The organism is Falsirhodobacter sp. 1013 (assembly GCF_051195255.1).
Lineage (GTDB): Bacteria > Pseudomonadota > Alphaproteobacteria > Rhodobacterales > Rhodobacteraceae > Falsirhodobacter.
The window spans coordinates 23,029-43,117 of the sequence record NZ_JBNJLK010000001.1 but is presented as its reverse complement, the minus strand read 5'-3'; the positions used below and the strand labels follow the sequence as shown (position 1 = coordinate 43,117).

General features: G+C 67.0%; 17 protein-coding genes. 2 read left to right on the top strand and 15 right to left on the bottom strand.

Annotated elements, in window-relative coordinates; genetic code table 11:
* Positions 1–9: 9 nt before the first annotated feature.
* From rodA to ACSHZY_RS00155, 9 genes are all read right to left on the bottom strand, one after another.
* Positions 10–1,149: a rod shape-determining protein RodA gene (rodA, locus tag ACSHZY_RS00195; protein WP_435163816.1), complete on the bottom strand. Its 1,140-nt coding sequence runs from the start codon at positions 1,147–1,149 to the stop codon at positions 10–12.
* Complete coding sequence (mrdA, locus tag ACSHZY_RS00190) at positions 1,146–3,101, bottom strand: penicillin-binding protein 2 (RefSeq protein ID WP_435163814.1); 1,956 nt, start codon at positions 3,099–3,101, stop codon at positions 1,146–1,148. Before mrdA ends, rodA begins: the two co-directional genes overlap by 4 nt.
* On the bottom strand, positions 3,098–3,637 hold the full coding sequence (locus ACSHZY_RS00185; RefSeq protein WP_435163811.1) for a rod shape-determining protein MreD: 540 nt from the start codon (positions 3,635–3,637) through the stop codon (positions 3,098–3,100). Before ACSHZY_RS00185 ends, mrdA begins: the two co-directional genes overlap by 4 nt.
* Positions 3,634–4,536, bottom strand: a complete 903-nt coding sequence (mreC, locus tag ACSHZY_RS00180; RefSeq protein ID WP_435163808.1) for a rod shape-determining protein MreC — start codon at positions 4,534–4,536, stop codon at positions 3,634–3,636. Before mreC ends, ACSHZY_RS00185 begins: the two co-directional genes overlap by 4 nt.
* 18 nt (positions 4,537–4,554) lie before the next feature.
* On the bottom strand, positions 4,555–5,589 hold the full coding sequence (locus ACSHZY_RS00175) for a rod shape-determining protein (protein ID WP_435163805.1): 1,035 nt from the start codon (positions 5,587–5,589) through the stop codon (positions 4,555–4,557).
* Positions 5,590–5,714: 125 nt separating this feature from the next.
* Positions 5,715–7,277 carry a 2-isopropylmalate synthase gene (locus ACSHZY_RS00170; protein ID WP_435163802.1) on the bottom strand — a complete coding sequence of 521 codons (1,563 nt, stop codon included), beginning with the start codon at positions 7,275–7,277 and terminating at the stop codon, positions 5,715–5,717.
* 212 nt (positions 7,278–7,489) lie between these two features.
* Entirely contained in the window at positions 7,490–8,497 is a 1,008-nt protein-coding gene (locus ACSHZY_RS00165; RefSeq protein WP_435163799.1) for a magnesium transporter CorA family protein, read from the bottom strand.
* A gap of 46 nt (positions 8,498–8,543) precedes the next feature.
* Positions 8,544–9,749: a PQQ-dependent sugar dehydrogenase gene (locus tag ACSHZY_RS00160; RefSeq protein WP_435163797.1), complete on the bottom strand. Its 1,206-nt coding sequence runs from the start codon at positions 9,747–9,749 to the stop codon at positions 8,544–8,546.
* An 88-nt stretch (positions 9,750–9,837) separates the two neighbouring features.
* Positions 9,838–11,223, bottom strand: coding sequence for a 2-isopropylmalate synthase (locus ACSHZY_RS00155; RefSeq protein WP_435163794.1), 1,386 nt, complete (start codon positions 11,221–11,223; stop codon positions 9,838–9,840).
* Between the two features lie 253 nt (positions 11,224–11,476).
* Between ACSHZY_RS00155 and ileS the strand changes: the two genes are divergently transcribed.
* Positions 11,477–14,353: an isoleucine--tRNA ligase gene (ileS, locus tag ACSHZY_RS00150; protein WP_435163792.1), complete on the top strand. Its 2,877-nt coding sequence runs from the start codon at positions 11,477–11,479 to the stop codon at positions 14,351–14,353.
* A gap of 50 nt (positions 14,354–14,403) precedes the next feature.
* Here the strand turns inward: ileS and ACSHZY_RS00145 are convergent, their stop codons facing one another.
* The 3 genes from ACSHZY_RS00145 to ACSHZY_RS00135 are packed head-to-tail and all read right to left on the bottom strand — an operon-like array spanning position 14,404 to position 16,745.
* Positions 14,404–15,099 carry a CDP-alcohol phosphatidyltransferase family protein gene (locus ACSHZY_RS00145; RefSeq protein ID WP_435163789.1) on the bottom strand — a complete coding sequence of 232 codons (696 nt, stop codon included), beginning with the start codon at positions 15,097–15,099 and terminating at the stop codon, positions 14,404–14,406.
* Positions 15,100–15,141: 42 nt separating this feature from the next.
* A complete protein-coding gene (locus tag ACSHZY_RS00140) occupies positions 15,142–16,059 on the bottom strand; it encodes a tyrosine recombinase XerC (protein WP_435163786.1) in 918 nt (305 codons plus the stop codon).
* On the bottom strand, positions 16,056–16,745 hold the full coding sequence (locus tag ACSHZY_RS00135) for a DUF484 family protein (RefSeq protein WP_435163783.1): 690 nt from the start codon (positions 16,743–16,745) through the stop codon (positions 16,056–16,058). Before ACSHZY_RS00135 ends, ACSHZY_RS00140 begins: the two co-directional genes overlap by 4 nt.
* Before the next feature lie 126 nt (positions 16,746–16,871).
* Between ACSHZY_RS00135 and gltX the strand changes: the two genes are divergently transcribed.
* Complete coding sequence (gene gltX / locus ACSHZY_RS00130; protein ID WP_435163780.1) at positions 16,872–18,197, top strand: glutamate--tRNA ligase; 1,326 nt, start codon at positions 16,872–16,874, stop codon at positions 18,195–18,197.
* A 26-nt stretch (positions 18,198–18,223) separates the two neighbouring features.
* Here the strand turns inward: gltX and ACSHZY_RS00125 are convergent, their stop codons facing one another.
* Genes ACSHZY_RS00125 through ACSHZY_RS00115 form a run of 3 tightly spaced genes read right to left on the bottom strand, consistent with a single transcriptional unit; the run spans position 18,224 to position 20,077 of the window.
* Positions 18,224–18,772 carry a biotin transporter BioY gene (locus ACSHZY_RS00125; RefSeq protein WP_435165414.1) on the bottom strand — a complete coding sequence of 183 codons (549 nt, stop codon included), beginning with the start codon at positions 18,770–18,772 and terminating at the stop codon, positions 18,224–18,226.
* Between the two features lie 25 nt (positions 18,773–18,797).
* Entirely contained in the window at positions 18,798–19,394 is a 597-nt protein-coding gene (locus ACSHZY_RS00120) for a CbiQ family ECF transporter T component (protein WP_435163777.1), read from the bottom strand.
* Positions 19,391–20,077, bottom strand: a complete 687-nt coding sequence (locus tag ACSHZY_RS00115; RefSeq protein WP_435163774.1) for an energy-coupling factor ABC transporter ATP-binding protein — start codon at positions 20,075–20,077, stop codon at positions 19,391–19,393. Before ACSHZY_RS00115 ends, ACSHZY_RS00120 begins: the two co-directional genes overlap by 4 nt.
* Between the last annotated feature and the right edge of the window lie 12 nt (positions 20,078–20,089).

The following is a 20,089-nucleotide window of genomic DNA, read 5'->3' as shown; positions in this document are numbered from 1 at the left end:
GGGGATCCTTCAGCGGGCACGGTGGACATGGGCACTTTGCACGATCCCGAAGGCCGTGAGCAACACCATCATCGCCGATCCGCCATAGCTGACCAGCGGAAGTGGCACGCCCACCACGGGCGCCAGCCCCATGACCATCAGCATGTTGACGCCGAACAGGAAGAAGAACGACGCCGCGATCCCCAGCGTCACGAGCGAGGCGAACCGGTCCTTCATCCGCACCGCCGAGGAGATGCAGAAGGCGATGATCAGCGCATAGAGGATGAGGAGCGAGCAGGCCCCGATGAAGCCGAACTCCTCCGCCACGACGGTGAAGATGAAGTCGGTGTGCTTTTCGGGCAGGAAGTTCAGCCGGCTTTGCGTGCCCTGCATGAACCCGCGCCCCGTCCAGCCGCCCGAGCCTAGGGCGATCTTGGCCTGCGTGATGTGATACCCGGCGCCCAGCGGGTCCGAGGAAGGATCGAGGAAGGTGTCGATCCGCTTGTACTGGTAATCGTGCAGAAGCTGCCAAGGCGTGCCCCGGCTCATCAGCACCACGGTGACAAGGCCCGCGCCCGCGCCGATGACCACCGCGAAATAGATCCAGCTGACCCCCGCGCAGAACATCACGACCGCGCCGCCCCCCATCAGCAGGATCGCCGTGCCAAGGTCCGGCTGCACCATGACCAGCGCCACCGGCAGCAGGATCAGAAGCAGGGGCACCAGCACCCACAGGGGCCGCGACACCTTCTTCGGGTCCAGCCAGTCGTAATAGGCCGCCAGCATCATCACGAGCGCGATCTTCATCAGCTCCGACGGTTGCAGCATGATGAAGCCGAGGTTCAGCCACCGCTGCGCCCCCATGCCGATATGGCCCATCACGTCCACCGCGACCAGGAGGCCCACCGCGATCAGGTAGGCCACGCCCGACATGTTGCGCCAGAACCAGATCGGGATCATCCCCACGATGATCATGATCGTCAGCCCGACCGCGAACCGCTTCATCTGCGGTTCGGCCCAAGCGGAGATGTCGCCTCCGGCCACGGAATAGAGCATGAGCCAGCCGACCGCGCAGACCGAGGTCAGCAGCAGGATCAGCGCCCAGTTCAGATAAAGCAGCTTGCGCGGCCCCGAGGGGACGGTCTGGATGCGGTATTCAAGAAAGCTCATGCCCGGCCCCGCACCCCGGTGGCGCCGGCAAGGGCGGCGAAATCGCGCAGGGGCAGTTCCGACAGCGCCGTCTCGATCCGCGAACGCTGGCTTTCGGGATATGCCGCAAGGGGTGGCATGCCCCCCGACAGGATGCGCAGCAGCACGTCCCGCACGATCGGCCCCGCCACGGTGGAGCCGCCGCCGCCATGTTCCACCACGCAGGCCACCGCCACCTTGGGATTGTCGTAGGGCGCAAAGCCCACGAACAGCGCATGGTCGCGCCGTTCCCAGGGCAGCTGGTCGTTGCTGATGACGCCCCGCGCGCGTTCGGCCGCGGTGATGTTGCGGACCTGCGCCGTGCCCGATTTTCCCGCCATGGTCATGGTCGGATCGACGATGCGGCTGGAATAGCCGGTCATGCCCAGCTTGTTCGACACGGTGAACATCCCGTGCCGGACCATCCGCAGATAGGCGGACGGGATGTCCAGCGCGGGCGCCGCCTCGGTTTCGACCTCTTGCCCGTCGATGGCGCGGACCAGCCGGGGCACGATGGCACGACCGGAGGCGAGGCGCCCCGTCATCAGCGCCAGTTGCAGCGGCGAGGCGAGGACGTAGCCCTGACCGATGGAGGCGTTGATCGTGTCGCCGATCCGCCATTCCTGGCCATAGCTCGCCATCTTCCAGTCCTTGTCGGGCATGACGCCTTCGACGATGGCCGACATCGGCAGGTCGTGGCGCTGGCCAAGGCCCATCTTGCGGCCGGTTTCGGCCATCTTGTCGATGCCGACGCGCTGCGACACGTCATAGAAGAACACGTCGCAGCTGCGGCCAAGGGCGCCGTCCAGGTTCAGGTGCCCGTGCCCGCCGCGCGACCAGCAGTGGAACCGCCGTCCGCCATATTCGTAATAGCCGGGGCAATACACGGTGCTGTCGGCGTCGATGACACCTGCCTCCAGCGCGGCCAGCGCCGTCACCATCTTGAAGGTGGAGCCGGGGGGATAGGCCCCGGACACGGCCTTGTTCGCCAGCGGCCGGTGGTCGTTCGCCGTCAGCGCCGAATAATCCTTGTAGGAGATGCCGCGCACGAACAGGTTCGGGTTGAAGGACGGGGTGGAGGAGATGGCCAGAAGATCGCCGTTCGTGACATCGATGGCCACCACGGCCGCGCTTTCGCCGCCCAAGCGCGCGTTGACGAAGTTCTGCACCTCGGCATCGATGGTCAGCGTCAGGTCCGCGCCCGCCTGACCCTCCACCCGGTCCAGTTCGCGCATGATGCGGCCGACGGCGTTCACCTCGATCCGGCGGGTGCCGGCTTCGCCGCGCAGCACGTCCTCGCGCCATGTTTCCACCCCGGCCTTACCGATCTGGAACTGCGGGATCTGAAGCAGGGGGTCGGGGTTTTCCTGCCCCTTCAGATCGCGTTCCGACACGGGGCCGACATAGCCCACCACATGTGCGAAATCGGTGTCGAGGGGGTAGATCCGCGACTGCCCCACCTCGGGCGTGACGCCGGGAAGGGAGGGGGCGTTCATCGCCACGCGGGACATGTCATCCCAGCTGATGCGGTCCGCCACGATGATCGGCACGAAGGCGGACCGTTTCTTCGCCTCGTCCTCCACCCGCAGGATCTCCTCCTCCGACAGGGGGATCACGCGCTGCAGGCGGTGCAGCACGTCGTTCACGTCGCCCGCATCCTCGCGCGTGATGATGATGCGGTAGTTCTGTTCGTTGCCCGCGATCAGCCGGCCGTTCCGGTCGAAGATCTGCCCGCGATTGGGCGGGATCAGCCGGATGGACACGCGGTTCTCCTCGGCCAGAAGGCGGTACTGGTCGGCCTGGTCCACCTGCATGTAGCGCAGGCGCGCGCCCAGCACCGCGACAACGGCGGACATCGCGCCCCCCATGATCAAGGCGCGGCGCGTGGTGCGGCGGGTCGTTTCGTCACTGTCGCGGTGGGCGATGCGTTTCACATCCGTCTCCCATAGGCGTCGATTTCACCGGTGGCGGGCTTGTGCAGGCCGAACGCCCAGGACGTGGCCAGCACGACAACAGGATAGCACAGGATCGTCGCCGCCGTTCCGATCATCGCATATCCCAGACCCACCTGCGGAAGAAAGGCTAGCGTGAACACAAAACGGTAAGCGAAGGTCATGCCCAGAACCAGCACCGCCACGCTGATCCATTCGCTGAGGAAGTTCGCCTCGCGCGCGAAGGCCATGCGGCTGCGCAGGAATTCGGTTCCCACGACGACCACGGCCGTCCAAAGACCGGGGGGCCGCATCAACAGCAGATCCTCGGCCAGGAAGACGAAGGCCACCAGCCAGACGCGCATCGCGTCGGGGCGGCGCAGGGTCCAGGCCAGCGTCACGCACAACAGGATGTCGGGGCCGGGCCAGTCGCCCGCCTCGCCGCCCAAGGGCAGCAGGCGCAAAAGCACCAGCACCAGCGCGATCAGCAGGAAGGCAATCCGGTGGAACCAGCGCCCCGCCCGGCCAAGGCCGCTCACGGCGCCGTTCCTTGGACCGCCGGAAGTTCGGGCGTGGGGGGCAGGGGCGGGGTGACCAGGGTCCCCGCCTCGGCCGGAACGGCGCGTTCGCGCATCCGCAGCACGCGCAGGAATTCAAGACGGGCGTAGTCGGCGGCCAGCCGGACGCGCAGCCGGCGGTCGGGGCTTTGCGCAACCTCTCCGACCAGAAGATCGGCAGGAAAGACCGATCCGTCGCCCGAGGTCACGACGCGGTCGCCCGGACGCACCAGATCGGGCTTTTCCAGAAACTCCAGCACCGGGGCGCCGCTGTTGTCGCCCGACAGGATCGCCTTCTGCCCCGAAGGCTGCACCATCACCGGAATGCGGCTGTTGGAATCGGTCAGCAGGATCACGCGGCTGGTCTGGTCGCCGACGCCCGAGATGCGGCCGACCAGCCCTACGCCGTCCATCGTGGCCCAGCCGTCGCGGATCCCGTCCCGCAGGCCGACGTTCAGCAGCACCGACTGGCGGAAGGGCGATCCGCTGTCGGCCAGCACGAGGCCGGTCACATGGGTCAGTTCAGGGTCCAGCCGCACCTGGTTCAGGTCCAGAAGGCGGGCGTTCTGCTGTTCCAGTTGCAGCGCCGCCTCTTTCCAGGCGCGCATCTGCTGCAACTCGCGCCGCAGTTCCTGGTTCTGTTCATAGATGCGGACATAGGATTGCGCGTCGTCGATCATCGCGGCGGCCTTGGTGACCGGCGCCATCGCCCAGTTGAAGGAGGGCACGAAGCGGTCCACCAGCGCCGCGCGCAGCTGTTCCACGCGCGGGCTGTCGATGCGCCAGATCATGAAGATGGCCAGCAACAGCAGCACCAGCCCGCCGACGAGGACACGTCTCAGGGGGCGGGTGAACTGCTCCGATCCGTTGTCCCGTGCCACGGTGCCCCCGGCGTTTGATCAGGTTTCGTAGTCGATGACGTGGCGCAGCTGTTTCTGATATTCCAGCGCCTTGCCGGTGCCCAGAGCCACGCAATTCAACGGCTCGTTCGCGACCGAGATCGAGAGGCCCGTCTGTTCGCGCAGCGCCAGATCCAGATCGCCCAGCAGCGCGCCGCCACCCGTCAGCATCACCCCGCGGTCCACGATGTCGGCGGCCAGATCCGGGGGCGTCGCTTCCAGCGCCTGCATGACCGCGTCGCAGATCGACTGGACGGGCTCCATCAGGGCTTCGGCCACCTGCGCCTGGTTGATCTCCACCTCTTTCGGCACGCCGTTCAGAAGGTCGCGGCCGCGGATCAGCATGGAGGTGCCGCGCCCGTCATCGGGCATCCGCGCGGTGCCGATGGAGGTCTTGATCCGTTCGGACGTCGCGTCCCCGATCAGCAGGTTCTGCTGGCGGCGAAGGTAGGAGATGATCGCCTCGTCCATGCGGTCGCCACCGACGCGGATGGAGCGGGCGTAGACGATGTCACCCAAGGACAGCACTGCAACCTCGGTCGTGCCGCCGCCGATGTCCACGACCATGTTGCCGGTCGGTTCGGTGATGGGCATGCCCGCGCCGATGGCGGCCGCGATCGGCTCCGCGATCAGGCCCGCGCGGCGTGCACCGGCCGACAGGACGGACTGGCGGATGGCGCGCTTTTCCACCGGCGTCGCGCCATAGGGCACGCAGACGATGATCTTCGGTTTGGAGAAGGTGGTCCGCTTGTGCACCTTGCGGATGAAATGCTTGATCATCTCCTCCGCCGTGTCGAAGTCGGCGATGACGCCGTCGCGCAGCGGGCGGATCGCCTCGATGCTGCCGGGGGTCCGGCCCAGCATCAGCTTGGCGTCCTCGCCCACAGCCAGAACCTGCCGCTTGCCGTCTTTGACATGATAGGCGACGACCGACGGTTCATTCAGGATGATCCCGCGCCCTTTCACATAGACGAGCGTGTTCGCCGTGCCGAGGTCGATAGCCATGTCCGACGAAAAGATACCCGCCAATGCCATTTGCGTTCCTGTCCTGCTGTCCCGAAGCTGCCCGAGTCATGCGCTGCACGGGCGGGTCCTTATAAAAAGCGAAGGGGCAAAGCGAAAGGCTCCGCTTTGCCCCATCACGAGATAATCAGCGGGGTTCAGCCGGCGTCGCGGTAGCTTACGGCTTTCGTGTCATGTCCGGGGGCCGTCTTCTGGCGGCGCAGGATCAGCCGGTTCAGCGCGTTCACATAGGCGCGGGTGGAGGCGACGACCGTGTCCATGTCCGCCGCGTGCCCCGTGGCGATCTTCCCGTCCTCCTCCAGACGGACGGTCACGGTGGCCTGCGCGTCGGTGCCTTCGGTGATCGCCTGCACCTGATACAGGGCAAGGCGGGCCTGATGGGGAACCAGCGCGTTCACCGCGTTGAAGGCCGCGTCCACCGGGCCGTCGCCCGTGGCTTCCGCGGTCTTGTCCTCTCCGTTCACGGTCAGGGTCAGCTGCGCTTCCTTCGGGCCGTCCGTGCCGCAGACCACGCGCAGGCGCTTGATGTGCAGGCCATCATAGGCCGACTGGGTGTTTGCGTCCTGCATCAGCGCCAGCAGATCCTCGTCGTAGATCTCCTTCTTGCTGTCGGCCAGCGCCTTGAACCGCACGAAGATGTCGGCCAGCTGGTTGTCCGCGACCTCGAAGCCCAGATCCTTCAGCTTAGACCGCAGGGCGGCGCGGCCCGAATGCTTGCCCATCACCAGCGACGTTTCGGTCAGGCCCACGTCGGCCGGGCGCATGATCTCGAACGTTTCGGCGTTCTTCAGCATGCCGTCCTGGTGGATGCCGGATTCATGGGCGAAGGCGTTCTTGCCGACGATGGCCTTGTTGAACTGGACGGGGAAGCCCGACACGGTCGCGACCTTGCGGCTGATCGCCGTCAGCTTCGTGCTGTCGACGCCGGTGCGGAACGGCATGATGTCGTTGCGGACCTTCAGGGCCATCACGACCTCTTCCAGCGCGGTGTTGCCGGCCCGTTCGCCCAGGCCGTTGATGGTGCATTCGATCTGGCGGGCGCCGGCCTCCACCGCGGCCAGCGCGTTGGCGGTCGCCATGCCCAGGTCGTTGTGGCAATGGGTCGCGAAGATGATCTGATCCGCGCCCGGCACCCGATCCAGCAGCATGCGGATCAGGGCGGCGCTTTCGCGCGGCGCGGTGTAGCCCACGGTGTCGGGGATGTTGATCGTGGTGGCGCCGGCCTTGATCGCGATCTCCACCACGCGGCACAGATAGTCATGTTCGGTCCGGGTCGCGTCCATCGGCGACCACTGCACGTCCTCGCACAGGTTGCGGGCATGGGTCACCGTGTCGTGGATGCGTTCGGCCATCTGGTCCATGTCCAGGTTCGGAATGGCCCGGTGCAGCGGAGAGGTGCCGATGAAGGTGTGGATGCGCGGGCGGGCGGCGTGCTTCACGGCCTCCCAGCAGCGGTCGATGTCGCGGAAGTTGGCGCGCGACAGCCCGCAGATGACCGAATTCTTCGAGTTCTTCGCGATGGCCGACACCGCCTCGAAGTCGCCTTCCGAGGCGATGGGGAACCCGGCTTCGATGATGTCGACGCCCATCTCGTCCAGCATGGCGGCGATGTCCAGCTTTTCGGAATGGGTCATCGTGGCGCCGGGGGACTGTTCACCGTCGCGCAGGGTCGTGTCGAAAATGAATACTTTGTCTTGCATGGGTCTTCTTCCTTCGTTCGCGTTTGCCGGGCGCTGGTCACCTCTGAGCGGTCGCGCCCAAGGGCACGCTCAGAGGCGCGTAAGAAGAAGAAGGCCGCGGGGGCGGAGGAGGGCGATGCCCCGGTCTGCGATATGTTGGTCCCGTGCCATGAGGGGAACTATAAGCGCCACGAAATGCGTGGCAACCGGAAATAAACGGCAGGCTGTCTGCCCTATAGCCACTTCTTCCGGCGGAACCACAGATAAGGAAGGCCCGCCGACAGGACCATCACGGCCAGGGCCAGCGGATAGCCGTAATGCCAGTCGAGTTCCGGCATGTCGTGGAAGTTCATGCCATACACGGTGCCCACCAGCGTGGGGGGCAGGAACAGGGCGGTGGCAACCGACAGGACCTTGATGATCTTGTTCTGCTCCACCCCGATCAGGCCGATGGTGGCGGAATGCAGGAAGGTCAGCTCTTGCTCCACCTGCGCCTCGTAGGCGGACAGGGATTTCAGGTCGCGCTCGATCGCCTTCAGGCGCTTGTCCCCCTTGGCGGACAGGCGGGCGAGGGGGGGCAGCGTTTCGTCGGCCGTGCGGGCCGCCTTGCCGGAGGTGGCGTCGCGCAGGAACGGCAGCAGCCGGTCCAGCGACAGAAGGCTTTCGCGCAGGATCGACAGGGCGCGGTTCTGCCGCCCCAGCTTTTGCAGCAGCTTCTTCAGGTCCTGTTCCTGCGGGCCCGCGCCTTCCTCGAAGAAGACGGTGTCGGAGATGGCCGTCAGTTCCGCCGACACCTGTTCCAGCACGTCGGCGATGCGTTCCACGAACGCTTCCAGGATCGTGGCCATCAGGCGCGGCGCGTTGTCCGATTCGGCCGGACGGCGCGCCACGCGGGCCGCGATGGTGCGCAGGGGCACGGGGTTGGCATAGCGCACGGTGATCAGCACATGCGGCAGCAGGACCAGCGTCAACTGCGCGCGGCGGGGGCGGCCCGTGTCCATCCCCTCGATCACGACGATGGTCATCACCATCGCGTTCCCGTCGATGTAAAGGCGCGAGGAGTCTTCGATCTCCACCATCTCGGCCAGGGTGGGGACCGCGACGCCCACCCGTTCCTCGATCAGGCTTTCTTCCCAGCGGGTGGGATTGCAGAGGTCGATCCACAAGACGCCGTCCAGCGTCTCGGGCGCGCCTTCGACGCTGCACAGGGCGCCGTTCGACAGGATGTGGTGTTCGATCATGGTGTCAGGCTTGCCCGCACCGCGCGGTGCAGGCAAGCCGATTTCGTCACGCCTCCGGGGTGATGCGCAGGATGGTGGAGGAGCCGCCGTTGTCTTCCGTCACGGCGTAGATCGCGCCGTCGGGTCCGACCTTCACGTCGCGCACGCGGGCCTCCACGGGGATGCGTTCCTCATGCACGACGCGGTCGCCGTCCATGTGAAGGATGACGACGGCCTGCGCCGCCAGACCGCCCACCAGAATGGCCCCGTCCAGCGCGGGGAACATGTCGCCTTCGTAGAATGCCATTCCCGAGGGCGCGATCACCGGATCCCAGTAATACAGCGGTTGCTGCGTGTCCGCGCGCTGGGTGATGCCTTCGCCCACGGGTTTGCCGGAATATTCAATGCCATAGGTGACCTCGGGCCAGCCGTAGTTCTTGCCCGCCTCGGGGCGGTTCAGCTCGTCCCCGCCTTTCGGCCCGTGTTCGATCATCCAGAACTGCCCGTCCGGACCCAGCGTGGCCGCCTGCGTGTTGCGGTGGCCAAGGCTCCAGATCTCGGGGCGGGCGCCGTCCTGATCGGCAAAGGGATTGCCTTCGGCCGGTTCGCCATCGGTGGTGATGCGGATGACCTTGCCGAAATGACTGCCCAGATCCTGCGCCTGCACGCGGGGTTCGGGGTCGGACCGTTCGCCCACCGTCAGCCAGATCACGTCGTCCGGCGCCACGGCGATGCGGGATCCGAAATGCTTGTCCCCGTCATAGGTGGGCTGCTGGCTGAAGATCGTTTCCACATCCTCCAGCCGGGCGGTGCCGCCGTCTTCCACCAGCCGGGCCTTGGCCAGCGCGGTGCCGTTGCCCCCCTCCCGCGGTTCGGAGAAGGAGAAGAAGATCGTGCCGTTCTCGGCGAAGTCGTTGCCCAGCGCCACGTCCAGCAGGCCGCCCTGGCCCTCGTTGACCACGTCCGGCACGCCTTCGATCGCGGGACCGGCGGCGCCGTCCTTGATGATGTGCAGGGCGCCGTCCTTGGCGGTGACCAGCATCCGGTCGTCGGGCAGCAGTTCCATCGCCCACAGCTTGGGCAGATCCTCGGCCACCGTTTCCACCTGGAAGGCCGTCGCCTCGGGCGGTTGGGGGGCCCGCGTCTGGCCGTCGAAGGCCGGGGTCTGGTTCGTGGCGTTCGGCGCGGCGGTGGGAACCGGCGGGCGGGCCTCCTGCGCGAAGGCGGGCAGGGTCAGGAACACGGCGGCTGTGGTGGCAAGCAGGCGTTGCATCGGAATCCTCCCAAGGGTTTCGTGTGCAAACGTCAGGCTGTGCCCTCCGTTCCCCGCGCGGATTGTCGCAGGGAACGCCGGGCTTGCCTTACTGTGCGGGGGGCTGGCCGTCGGTCCAGACGCCGCTGACCGTCTGCCCGTTGGCATAGGTCATCGTGCCTTGCCCGTCCGGCTGGTTCGCCGAGAACAGCCCCTCGTACCGGTCGCCGGTCGGATAGGTAAGGGTGCCTTGCCCCGCGAACTGCCCCGCCTTCCAGCTCCCCTGATAGTGGTAGCCGTCGGGACGCTTCAACTCACCCGTGCCGTCCCGCTCTCCGGCCAGGAAGTCGCCGGTATAGACGGTGCCGTCGGGGAAGGTGGCCGTGCCCTTGCCCTCACGCTCCCCCGCCTTCCAGGCGCCTTCATAGCGGTAGCCGTCGGCGCGGGTGAGGGTGCCCATCCCGTCATAACGTCCGGCGGCGAAAGCGCCTTCGTACACCGTGCCGTCGGCCTGGGTGATCTTGCCCTGGCCTTCCATCGCGCCCTTGGCCCAGCCGCCTTCGTAGCGGCTGCCATCGGCATAAACCATCGTGCCCTGACCCTGCGGCTGGCCCGCCGCGAAGGCGCCTTCATAGACCGATCCGTCGGCATAGGTGGCCTTGCCCGCACCTTCGGTGACGCCGGCCTTCCAGTCGCCTTCATAGCGGTAACCGTCCGGTCGCGTCAGGGTGCCCCGACCTTCGCGCTGGTCCTGCACGAAGCCGCCTTCGTAGATCTCGCCGCTGGCATAAACGGCGCGGCCCTGGCCTTCGCGCTTGCCGTTCACGAAACGCCCTTCATAGGCGTCGCCGTTGGTCTGGGTCAGCTTGCCGTTGCCTTCGATCCGGCCTTCGACCCAGTCGCCTTCATAGGTCATGCCGTCCTTGGTCTTCAGCGTGCCGCGTCCCGCGGGAACCCCCGCCGCCAGCGTCCCCTGATAGGTGGAGCCGTTGGCATAGGTGATGCTGCCCTCGCCGGATTTCTGGCCGCCCGTCCAGGCACCTTCGTAGACGTAGCCGTCCACCGTCTCGATCCGGCCCTGACCCTGCGGCTGGCCGTCCTGGAACCCGCCGGTGTAACGGGTGCCGTCGGCATAGACTGCCGTGCCCTGACCGCTGCGCTGGCCGCCCTGCCAATCCCCTTCATAGGTGGAACCGTCGGCGAAGGTGATCTTGCCCTTGCCCTGCGGACGCCCATCGGCGAACTGTCCGGCATAGACCGACCCGTTGGGATAGCGCGCGGTGCCGTCGCCCTGGATCGTGCCCTTGTCCCAGTTGCCGGTGTATTCGTAGCCGTTGGGCATGCGGTAGGTGCCCTGACCCTGCTGAAGCCCGTTTTCGAACGTGCCTTCATAGACGGAGCCGTCGTCATACTGCTTTGTCCGCACGTCCTGCGCCAGCGCGGGGCCGGCCAGCGCAAGCGCCACCGCCGTTCCGATCCAGAGATGTCTCGCCATGGCCTACTCCCGTCCAGTTGGTCAAACCTTAGTAAAATGATAAGCTTGCCGCAAGCCGACCCGTGTTCACGGACCGGTGGGGCGGGCCCGCGCGATCGCTCTGGACCGCTGCGGTGGGGGCGCTTATAAGCGGCGGCATGAAAATCACATGCCCCATACGTCGAATTACCGGCCCGGCGAGCTGACCGCCAGCGGCCCGCCGGGATGACCCTGCACGGCATTTCCCTGCCACGACGACATGAGGACACGCTCCATGAGCGATGAGACCGCCACGACGGCGCCCGACTACCGCGACACCGTCTTCCTGCCCGACACCGAATTTCCCATGCGCGGCGGCCTTCCGCAGCGCGAACCCGAATGGCTGGCCCATTGGGAAAAGATCGGCATCTACGATCGCCTGCGCGAAAAGCCCGGTCGCACGCCCTTCACGCTGCATGACGGCCCCCCCTATGCCAACGGGCACCTGCACATCGGCCACGCGCTGAACAAGACGATCAAGGACATGATCGTCCGGTCCCACCAGATGATGGGCTTCGACGCGCGTTACGTGCCCGGCTGGGACTGCCACGGCCTGCCCATCGAATGGAAGATCGAGGAACAGTACCGCACCAAGGGCCTGAACAAGGACGACGTGGACATCGTCGCCTTCCGCCAGGAATGCCGCGCCTTCGCCAAGGGCTGGGTGGACATCCAGCGCGAGGAGTTCAAGCGTCTGGGCATCACCGGCAACTGGGCCGACCCCTACCTGACCATGGACTTCCACGCCGAGGCGGTGATCGCCGACGAGTTCATGACGTTCCTGATGAACGGCACGCTGTATCAGGGGTCGAAGCCCGTGATGTGGTCGCCGGTCGAAAAGACCGCGCTGGCCGAGGCGGAGGTCGAATACCATGATCACACCAGCCATACGGTCTGGGTGCGGTTCCCGCTGACGCTGGCCGAAGGCGCGGCCTCGGTCGTGATCTGGACGACGACGCCTTGGACCATTCCGCAGAACCGCGCGGTCGCCTTCAACCCGACGATCGCCTACGGTCTGTACCGGACCGAGGGGACGGAGGAGAAGCCGTCCGAGTTGCTGATCCTGGCCGACGCGCTGGCCGAAGGCGTGCTGGCGCAGGCCAAGGTGGCCGGAACGCGTCTGCGCGACGTGCCCGCGGCCGAGTTCGATGGTGTGATGCTGGCCCACCCCTATCGCGGAATCGAAGGTGGCGCGGGGGAATGGGATTACGACGTTCCCATGCTGCCCGGCGACCACGTCACGGACGAGGCGGGGACGGGCTTCGTGCACACCGCGCCCTCCCACGGCGACGACGACTATCAGGTCGGGCTGAAGTTCGGCCTGCCGATGACCTACAACGTGGAACCCGACGGGTCCTACCGCGCGGACCTGCCGCTGTTCGGCGGCCAGCACATCATCCTGCCCGATGGCAAGGAAGGTCCGGCCAACGTGTCCAACATCAAGGCGCTGGCCGGGGCGGGGGCGCTTCTGGCCAAGGGCAAGGTCAAGCACTCCTATCCCCATTCGTGGCGGTCCAAGGCGCCGCTGATCTTCCGCAACACGCCGCAATGGTTCGCGGGCATCGACCGCCCGCTGGACGACGGCATGGGCGAATACGGCGACACGATCCGCAAACGGGCGCTGGCCTCGATCGAGCGGTTGGTGAAGTTCACCCCCGTGTCGGGCCAGAACCGCCTGCGGTCCATGATGGAAACGCGGCCCGACTGGGTCCTGTCGCGCCAGCGCGCTTGGGGCGTGCCGCTGACTTGCTTCGTGAAGAAGGGCGCGAAACCCGACGACGCGGACTTCCTGCTGCGCGATCCGGAGGTGAACGCCAACATTGTCGCGGCGTTCGAGGCCGAGGGTGCCGATGTCTGGTACCGCGACGGCTTCAAGGCCGAGGTTCTGGGCGACCGGGCGGATCAGTACGACCAGATCTTCGACGTTCTGGACGTGTGGTTCGATTCCGGTTCCACCCACGCCTTCGTGCTGCGGGATCGTCCGGACGGAACGGCGGACGGCATTGCCGACGTCTATCTGGAAGGCACCGACCAGCATCGCGGCTGGTTCCATTCGTCCATGTTGCAAGCCTGCGGCACCAAGGGCCGCGCGCCCTATCGCAACGTGGTGACCCACGGCTTCACCCTGGACGAAAAAGGCATGAAGATGTCCAAGTCCTTGGGCAACACCGTGGTGCCGGAAAAGATCGTGCAGGAATACGGTGCGGACATCCTGCGCCTTTGGGTGGCGCAGGCCGACTACACCGCCGACCAGCGCATCGGGAAGGAAATCCTGAAGGGCACCGCCGACGGCTATCGCCGGTTGCGCAACACCCTGCGCTTCCTTCTGGGCGCCCTCAACGGGTGGGAGGAGGCCGAACGCGTCGCCCCTGCCGACATGCCGGAGTTGGAGCGTTGGGTCCTGCACCGCATGGCGGAACTGGACGCCGAAGTGCGGGCCGGCTACGCCGCCTTCGACTTCCAGGGCGTGTTCCAGAAGCTCTTCACCTTCTGCACCACGGACCTGTCGGCCTTCTACTTCGATGTCCGCAAGGACGCGCTCTATTGCGACGGGCCGGACAGCCTGCGCCGTCGCGCGTCGCGCACGGTGCTGGACCTGCTGTTCCACCGTCTGGTGACGTGGCTGGCCCCCATCCTCGTCTTCACGACCGAGGATGTGTGGCTGTCGCGCTTCCCCGGCGCGGACTCTTCGGTCCATCTGCTGGACATGCCGGACACGCCCGCCGACTGGCTGGACCCGGCGCTGGCCGCGAAATGGCAGGCGATCCGGGGCGCGCGCCGCGTGGTCACCGCCGCGCTGGAGGTGCAGCGCACCGCCAAGGTCATCGGCGCCAGCCTTGAGGCGGCGCCGGTGGTGCATGTGGCGGACGACACCCTGCGCCAGGCGCTGGGCACCGTCGACTTCGCGGAGATCTGCATCACCTCGGCCCTGACGCTGGCGGACGGGGGGGCGCCATCGGACGCTTACACCCTGTCCGACGTGCCCGACGTGGCCGTGGTCTTCCACGAGGCGGAGGGCGAGAAATGCGCCCGCTGCTGGCAGATCCTGCCGGATGTGGGCACCCATGCCCATCCCGAAACCTGCGCCCGCTGCGACGCGGTTCTGGACTGATCAAAGGAAAAGGCGCCCCGCAGGGCGCCTTTTTCATTCGGCGGAATGGATCAGCGGCGACGTTCGGGAAGGATCTGCTGCGCGATCCCGGCCAGAAGCAGATAGACCGAGGTGATGACCAGCCCCCAATGCGCCCAGCTTTGCGGATCGAACGACACCCAGGCCGCCCAGCCTGCAAAAACGGTCCAGGCGATGGCCATGGGCAGCGACACCGCCCGCCAGCGGGCCGTGCGGACGGGATGGATGAACTTCAGGTTCGTGAACATCGTCGCCGTCAGCAGAAGCGAGATCACGAGGATCACCGTCTCGTTCGGGCGGATGGCGAACAGGACCAGCACGACCATGTTCCAGCAGCCGGGGAAGCCGGCAAAGGAATAGTCCTTCGTCTTCATCCGCGTGTCGGCGAAATAGACGACCGAGCCGTAGGTGATGGCGATGATCGTCAGCCAGCCTTCCCACCCGTCCAGCAGCCCCGACTGGAAGAGCGCGAAGGCGGGAATGAACACATAGGTCAGATAGTCGATGATCAGGTCCATCAGGACCCCGTCATAGGACGGCCAGTTCTTTTCCACCTGATAGCGGCGGGCCAGCGGACCGTCGATCCCGTCGACGATCAGGGCCACCACCAGCCACAGGAACATGATCGCCCAATGCCCCTCCACCGCCGCCAGCATCGCCAGCATGGAAAGGACCGCGCCCGTGGCGGTCAGCAGGTGGACGGAAAGGGCTTTGAGGCGAGGAGTCATGGCGCGCAGAATGACCTTTCGGGGGTACAAGTGCAACGGGGGTCAAGCACGGGGATGGGCGCGGGCGTAGATGTCCATCAACCGGGCGCTGTCGACCCCGGTATAGGTCTGCGTGGTGGACAGAGAGGCGTGGCCCAGCAGCGTCTGGATGGTGCGCAGATCGCCGCCCCGCGCCAGCAGATGCGTGGCGAAGGAATGGCGGAAGGCATGCGGCGTGGCCGAGGCCGGCAGGCCCAGCCGCGCCCGCGCCCGCGCCACCACCGCGTCGATGATCGAGGCGTTCAGCCGCCCGCCGCGCGCCCCGCGGAACAGGGGGCCGGCCGTCAGCTCATACGGGCAAAGGCGGGCGTAATGCTCCACCGCTTCCCGTGCTACGGGCAGGGTGGGGATCAGGCGTTCCTTGCCGCCCTTGCCGCGGATGCGCAGCGTGTCGGGCATGGGCAGGACGTCGCAATCCAGCCCGATCGCCTCGGAGATGCGCAGCCCGCAGCCGTAGAGCAGCGTGACCACGGCCTGATCGCGGGCGGCGATCCATTCCTCGGGGTGGATGGCCACCTCGGTCAGCATCTCGCGCGCCGCATCCTCGGGCAGGGGGCGGGGCAGGGTCCGGCGATAACGGGGGCTGCGGGCGGACAGGACGGCGGTGGCGTCGCCGCCCTCACGTTCGCTCAGCCAGCCGGTGAAGGTCTTGACGGCCGAAAGGCGACGGGCGAGCGAGCGCGATCCCACGCCCGCCGCGCGTTCCGACGCCATCCAGGACCGCAGATCGCCCTGATCGGCCGCAATCAGCACGGACAGGCCATACCCTTCGCCCCGGTGCCGGGCGATGAAGTCCAGCCAGCGCGTCACGTCCAGCGCATAGGCGCGGACCGTCGCGGGGGAGCGGCCATCGAGGCTTTGCAGGTGCGATAGCCAGCGTTCCAGCGCGTCGCGGGCGGCCGGGGGGATGGCCAGGCTCATGACAGCCAGCGGCGCATCACGCGCTCGAACACGCCGTTCAGGAAGGCCAGAAGATCCGTGCCGTGGCTGGCGCGGAACTGGTCGGCATCCGTCGCGCCCAAGGCCAGCATGCCCGGCAGCCGGCCGGGACCGAGGTCCAGCATCATCAGCGCCTCGGACCGGATCCAGCGGGTGCGATCGCCCCAGATGGTTTCGGTGCCCCCGGCCGCGGCGCGCAGGATCACGGGGCCGTTGCGTCCGGCATAGGCAGCGATGAACCCTGCGGGAACGGTGCAAAGCACGCCCTCGAACCGTTCCAGCGCAGGGTCCTGCTCCTCCTCTGCGGTTTCAAGAACAAGGCGCAGGCTGTCCACGCGCAGGATGTCGCGGATGGGGCCGTCCAGCGCCTCCAGCAGGGCGGGGAAGGTGGGCGGGTCCAGCAGGGCCAGGATCGCGCGGTGAACCTGCGCGGTGCCGGCCACATTTTCATAGGCCGCGGCGATCACGTGGCGGTGCGTGTCTTCCAGCGCATCCAGCTTCGTTTCCAACCGGTCCATCGCGGCGGCCCGCAGGTCGATCACGTTGGGTCCACGCCGTTCGTCCCCCGCGCGGATCAGCGCGCGCATGACGTCGTGATCTTCCAGCACCAGTTCGGGTTGCGACAGGATCCTGTCGCGCCATTCCGTCGGCCCGTCTTTGGGTTGCATCCTGCTCTCGTTCATCTTGTTTCGGAGCAGTATATAGAGAGGTCGTCCCCGCACAACGGGCCATGGCCCGATATGGACACCGCGCGGCTTTCATGAGACAGGTCGCCCCGCAATCGGAGAACAGCCATGACCGTCGTCACCCGCTTCGCCCCTTCCCCCACCGGCTTCATCCACGTGGGCAACCTGCGCACCGCGCTGATGAACTGGATGATCGCCCGCAAGCAGGGCGGCCAGTTCATCCTGCGGCTGGACGACACCGACCAGGAACGTTCGAAGCAGGAATATGTCGACGCGCTGAAGGAAGACCTCGAATGGCTGGGCCTGACCTGGGACCGCGAGGAACGCCAGTCCGCCCGCTTGGAGCGGTACGCCGAGGCGGCCGAGGATCTGCGCGCCAAGGGGAAGTTCTACGAATGCTTCGAATCCCCAACCGAGCTGGACCTGAAGCGCAAGAAGCAGCTGAACATGGGCAAGCCGCCGGTCTACGACCGCGCCGCCCTGAAGCTGACCGAGGACGAGAAGGCGAAACTGCGCGCTGAACGCGGCGGCTACTGGCGGTTCGAGCTGGAGCAGGAGCGGATCGAGTGGACGGACGGCATCCTCGGCCCGATCTCCATCGACGCGGCATCGGTATCGGACCCGGTGCTGATCCGGCAGGACGGTCAGGTGCTGTACACCTTCGCGTCGTCCGTCGATGACATCGACATGGGCGTGACCTTCATCGTGCGCGGCGCGGATCACGTGACAAACACCGCGACGCAGATCCAGATCATGGAGGCGATGGGCGGCACGCCCCCCGGCTTTGCCCACCACTCGCTTCTGACAGGCCCTCAGGGCGAAGCGCTGTCGAAGCGTCTGGGCGTCCTGTCCCTGCGGGACCTGCGCGCCCAAGGGGTGGAGCCGATGGCTCTGCTGTCGATGATGGCGCGGCTGGGGTCTTCGAAACCGATCGAGGTGATGCGCACGCATGAGGAACTGATCGCAGGCTTCGACATCGAAAGCTTCGGCGCGGCACCGACCAAGTTCGACCAGGCCGACCTGTTCCCGCTGACCAAGACCTGGGTGCAGGGGCTGGAGATCGCGCAGGTCGAGGATCGTCTGGCGGATCTGGGCGTGCCGGAAGACCTGCGCGCGCGGTTCTGGTATGTGGCCAAGGACAACATCACCGTCCTGAACGATCTGCGCGGCTGGTGGGACCTGTTCCGCGACGGGGCGGAGCCGGACATCGCGCCCGAGGATGCCGATTTCGTGGCCGAGGCGCTGACCCTTCTGCCTCCCGGTCCCTACACCCGCGACAGTTGGGGCGAATGGACCGCAAAGGTGAAGGAGTCCACGGGCCGCAAGGGCAAAGGGCTGTTCATGCCGCTGCGAAAGGCCCTGACGGGGCAGGCGCACGGGCCCGACATGGCCGACGTGATGCCGCTGCTGCAGCGGGTTCGCGCGAAGGAATAAAAAAAGGCGCCGGAAGGCGCCTTTTTTCATGCCCGCGACAGAAGCGATTGCGGTCGCGCCCGGAACAGGCTTTGCGCCACCAGTGCCGCAAGCCCCGCCTTGATCAGGTCGCCCGGCAGGAAGACCGCCATGCTGGCCGCGATGGTGGGCAGGGCCGTCGATTGCGGGGCCAGCAGCCACAGGCCCACGATCCCGAACGGATACAGCACGAGGATGCAGCCGACGATCGCCGCCACCAGCGCCACGGGCGCGACCGAGGCGCGCCAGCGTTCCATGATCAGGCCGGTGACGAAGGCCGCCACGGGCCAGCCCCAGATGAAGCCCGCCGTCGGGCCAACGAAAGGCGCCAGACCGCCGCGCCCGCCCGACAGGATCGGCAGCCCCATCGCCGCCACGGCCATGTAGAGCAGCACGGCCAGCGCGCCGCGTTTCGCGCCCAGCACGATCCCGCACAGCATCACGCCCAGCGACTGCGCGGTAATGGGCACGCCCAGCGGCAAATGGATCTGCGGCACGGTGGACAGGACGGCGCACAGGGCCGCGAACAAGGCGATCAGGGTGATGTTGCGTTCCAAGGTGACCTCACGGAAGTTCACGGTCTTATGACATGCCGCCGCGCGCTCGCAAAGCCTCTGCCACGCGGTCTGCGTCATCCAGTGTGCCCAACAGGACCGGGGGAACCACCCGCCATCCGGCCCGACGGGCCGAACGTGCACGCCACGCATCTTGCGCCGCCGCATGGCGGGTCGCCATCACCGGGATAAAGCGGATCATCAGCGCGATGGCCAGCGCCAGCGCCCTCGGCGGCAGAAGGGGCGACAGCGGCCGCGTGACCCGGGTGACCAGCGCGATCATCGCGTCCAGCCGCGTCGTCATCGTGACGAGGTTTGCAGCCCCCATGGCCACCGCGATGCGCAACACCATGACAGCCCCGGCCTGGGGCGCGCCAAGGACCAGGTGCCAGCCCATCAGCACCACCACCAGCGGCAGAAGCGGCCGCATCACGGCCATTCCGTGCCGCAGGAACCGCCGGTCCCCCGCCGCATAACAGGCCAGAACCGCCAGAAGCAGCAGCGCCAGCGGAAGCGGCGTTGGCATCGCCATCGCCACGGCGGTCACGGCGATCAGGGCCAGCAGCTTCGGCCCCGGCGGAATCCGGTGCCACGGCGTCCGGACGGGGGAGGTGAGGGCGATCATTCCCGTCCCAGCCGTTCCATCTCCGCCAGAAAGGGCGGCAGGACGGCGTCGGGTGGGCCGTCCGCCACGATGCGCCCCTCGTCCAGCCACAGCACGCGGTCCGCCCCCTGCACCGAGGCCGGATCGTGCGTGATCGTGATCAGCCGTTGGGGCAGGGCCGCCAGCCGTCGTTGCAGGCGCAGCCGGGTGGGCAGGTCCAGCGCGGCGAAAGGTTCGTCAAGCAGGATCGTCTTCGGGCCCATCAGCAGGATCGCCATCAGGCACAGATACTGCTTTTGCCCCTGCGACAGGGTTTGAACGGGACGCTCCGCCCAATCCGCCCGGCCTTCCGCGTCCAGAAGGGCGCGCACCGCTTCGGCGGGGTCGGGGTGGTTCATCTGGCGCAGGCCGAAGCCCAGCTCTTCCTCCACCGTGGGGAAGATGATCTGGTGGTCGGGGTTCTGGAACAGGATGCCGATGGCACCCAGCATGGCACGGCGGTCGGCGGGATCAGCGCCCTCCACCCGAACCTTGCCACTGGTGGGGGGCTGCAACCCCGCCAGCAGGCGCAGGAACGTGGTCTTGCCCGCGCCGTTGCGGCCAAGGATCGCGATGCGCCGTTCGGTCAGGTGCAGCGTCACCCCGTGCAGCAGGGTGCGGCCCTGCAGAACGACGCCCGCCTGTTCAAGTTCAATCCCGTTCATCCCCGCCTGATG

Excerpts from the sequence above, each read along its gene's own strand:
- ACSHZY_RS00175 (WP_435163805.1), bottom strand. The coding sequence starts at position 5,589 with ATGGCATTGGCGGGTATCTTTTCGTCGGACATGGCTATCGACCTCGGC.
- gltX (WP_435163780.1), top strand. The coding sequence starts at position 16,872 with ATGACCGTCGTCACCCGCTTCGCCCCTTCCCCCACCGGCTTCATCCAC.
- ACSHZY_RS00140 (WP_435163786.1), bottom strand. The coding sequence starts at position 16,059 with ATGAGCCTGGCCATCCCCCCGGCCGCCCGCGACGCGCTGGAACGCTGG.
- ACSHZY_RS00115 (WP_435163774.1), bottom strand. The coding sequence starts at position 20,077 with ATGAACGGGATTGAACTTGAACAGGCGGGCGTCGTTCTGCAGGGCCGC.
- ACSHZY_RS00155 (WP_435163794.1), bottom strand. The coding sequence starts at position 11,223 with ATGGCGAGACATCTCTGGATCGGAACGGCGGTGGCGCTTGCGCTGGCC.
- rodA (WP_435163816.1), bottom strand. The coding sequence starts at position 1,149 with ATGAGCTTTCTTGAATACCGCATCCAGACCGTCCCCTCGGGGCCGCGC.
- ACSHZY_RS00120 (WP_435163777.1), bottom strand. The coding sequence starts at position 19,394 with ATGATCGCCCTCACCTCCCCCGTCCGGACGCCGTGGCACCGGATTCCG.
- ACSHZY_RS00145 (WP_435163789.1), bottom strand. The coding sequence starts at position 15,099 with ATGACTCCTCGCCTCAAAGCCCTTTCCGTCCACCTGCTGACCGCCACG.
- ACSHZY_RS00135 (WP_435163783.1), bottom strand. The coding sequence starts at position 16,745 with ATGCAACCCAAAGACGGGCCGACGGAATGGCGCGACAGGATCCTGTCG.
- ACSHZY_RS00170 (WP_435163802.1), bottom strand. The coding sequence starts at position 7,277 with ATGCAAGACAAAGTATTCATTTTCGACACGACCCTGCGCGACGGTGAA.
- ileS (WP_435163792.1), top strand. The coding sequence starts at position 11,477 with ATGAGCGATGAGACCGCCACGACGGCGCCCGACTACCGCGACACCGTC.
- ACSHZY_RS00165 (WP_435163799.1), bottom strand. The coding sequence starts at position 8,497 with ATGATCGAACACCACATCCTGTCGAACGGCGCCCTGTGCAGCGTCGAA.
- ACSHZY_RS00160 (WP_435163797.1), bottom strand. The coding sequence starts at position 9,749 with ATGCAACGCCTGCTTGCCACCACAGCCGCCGTGTTCCTGACCCTGCCC.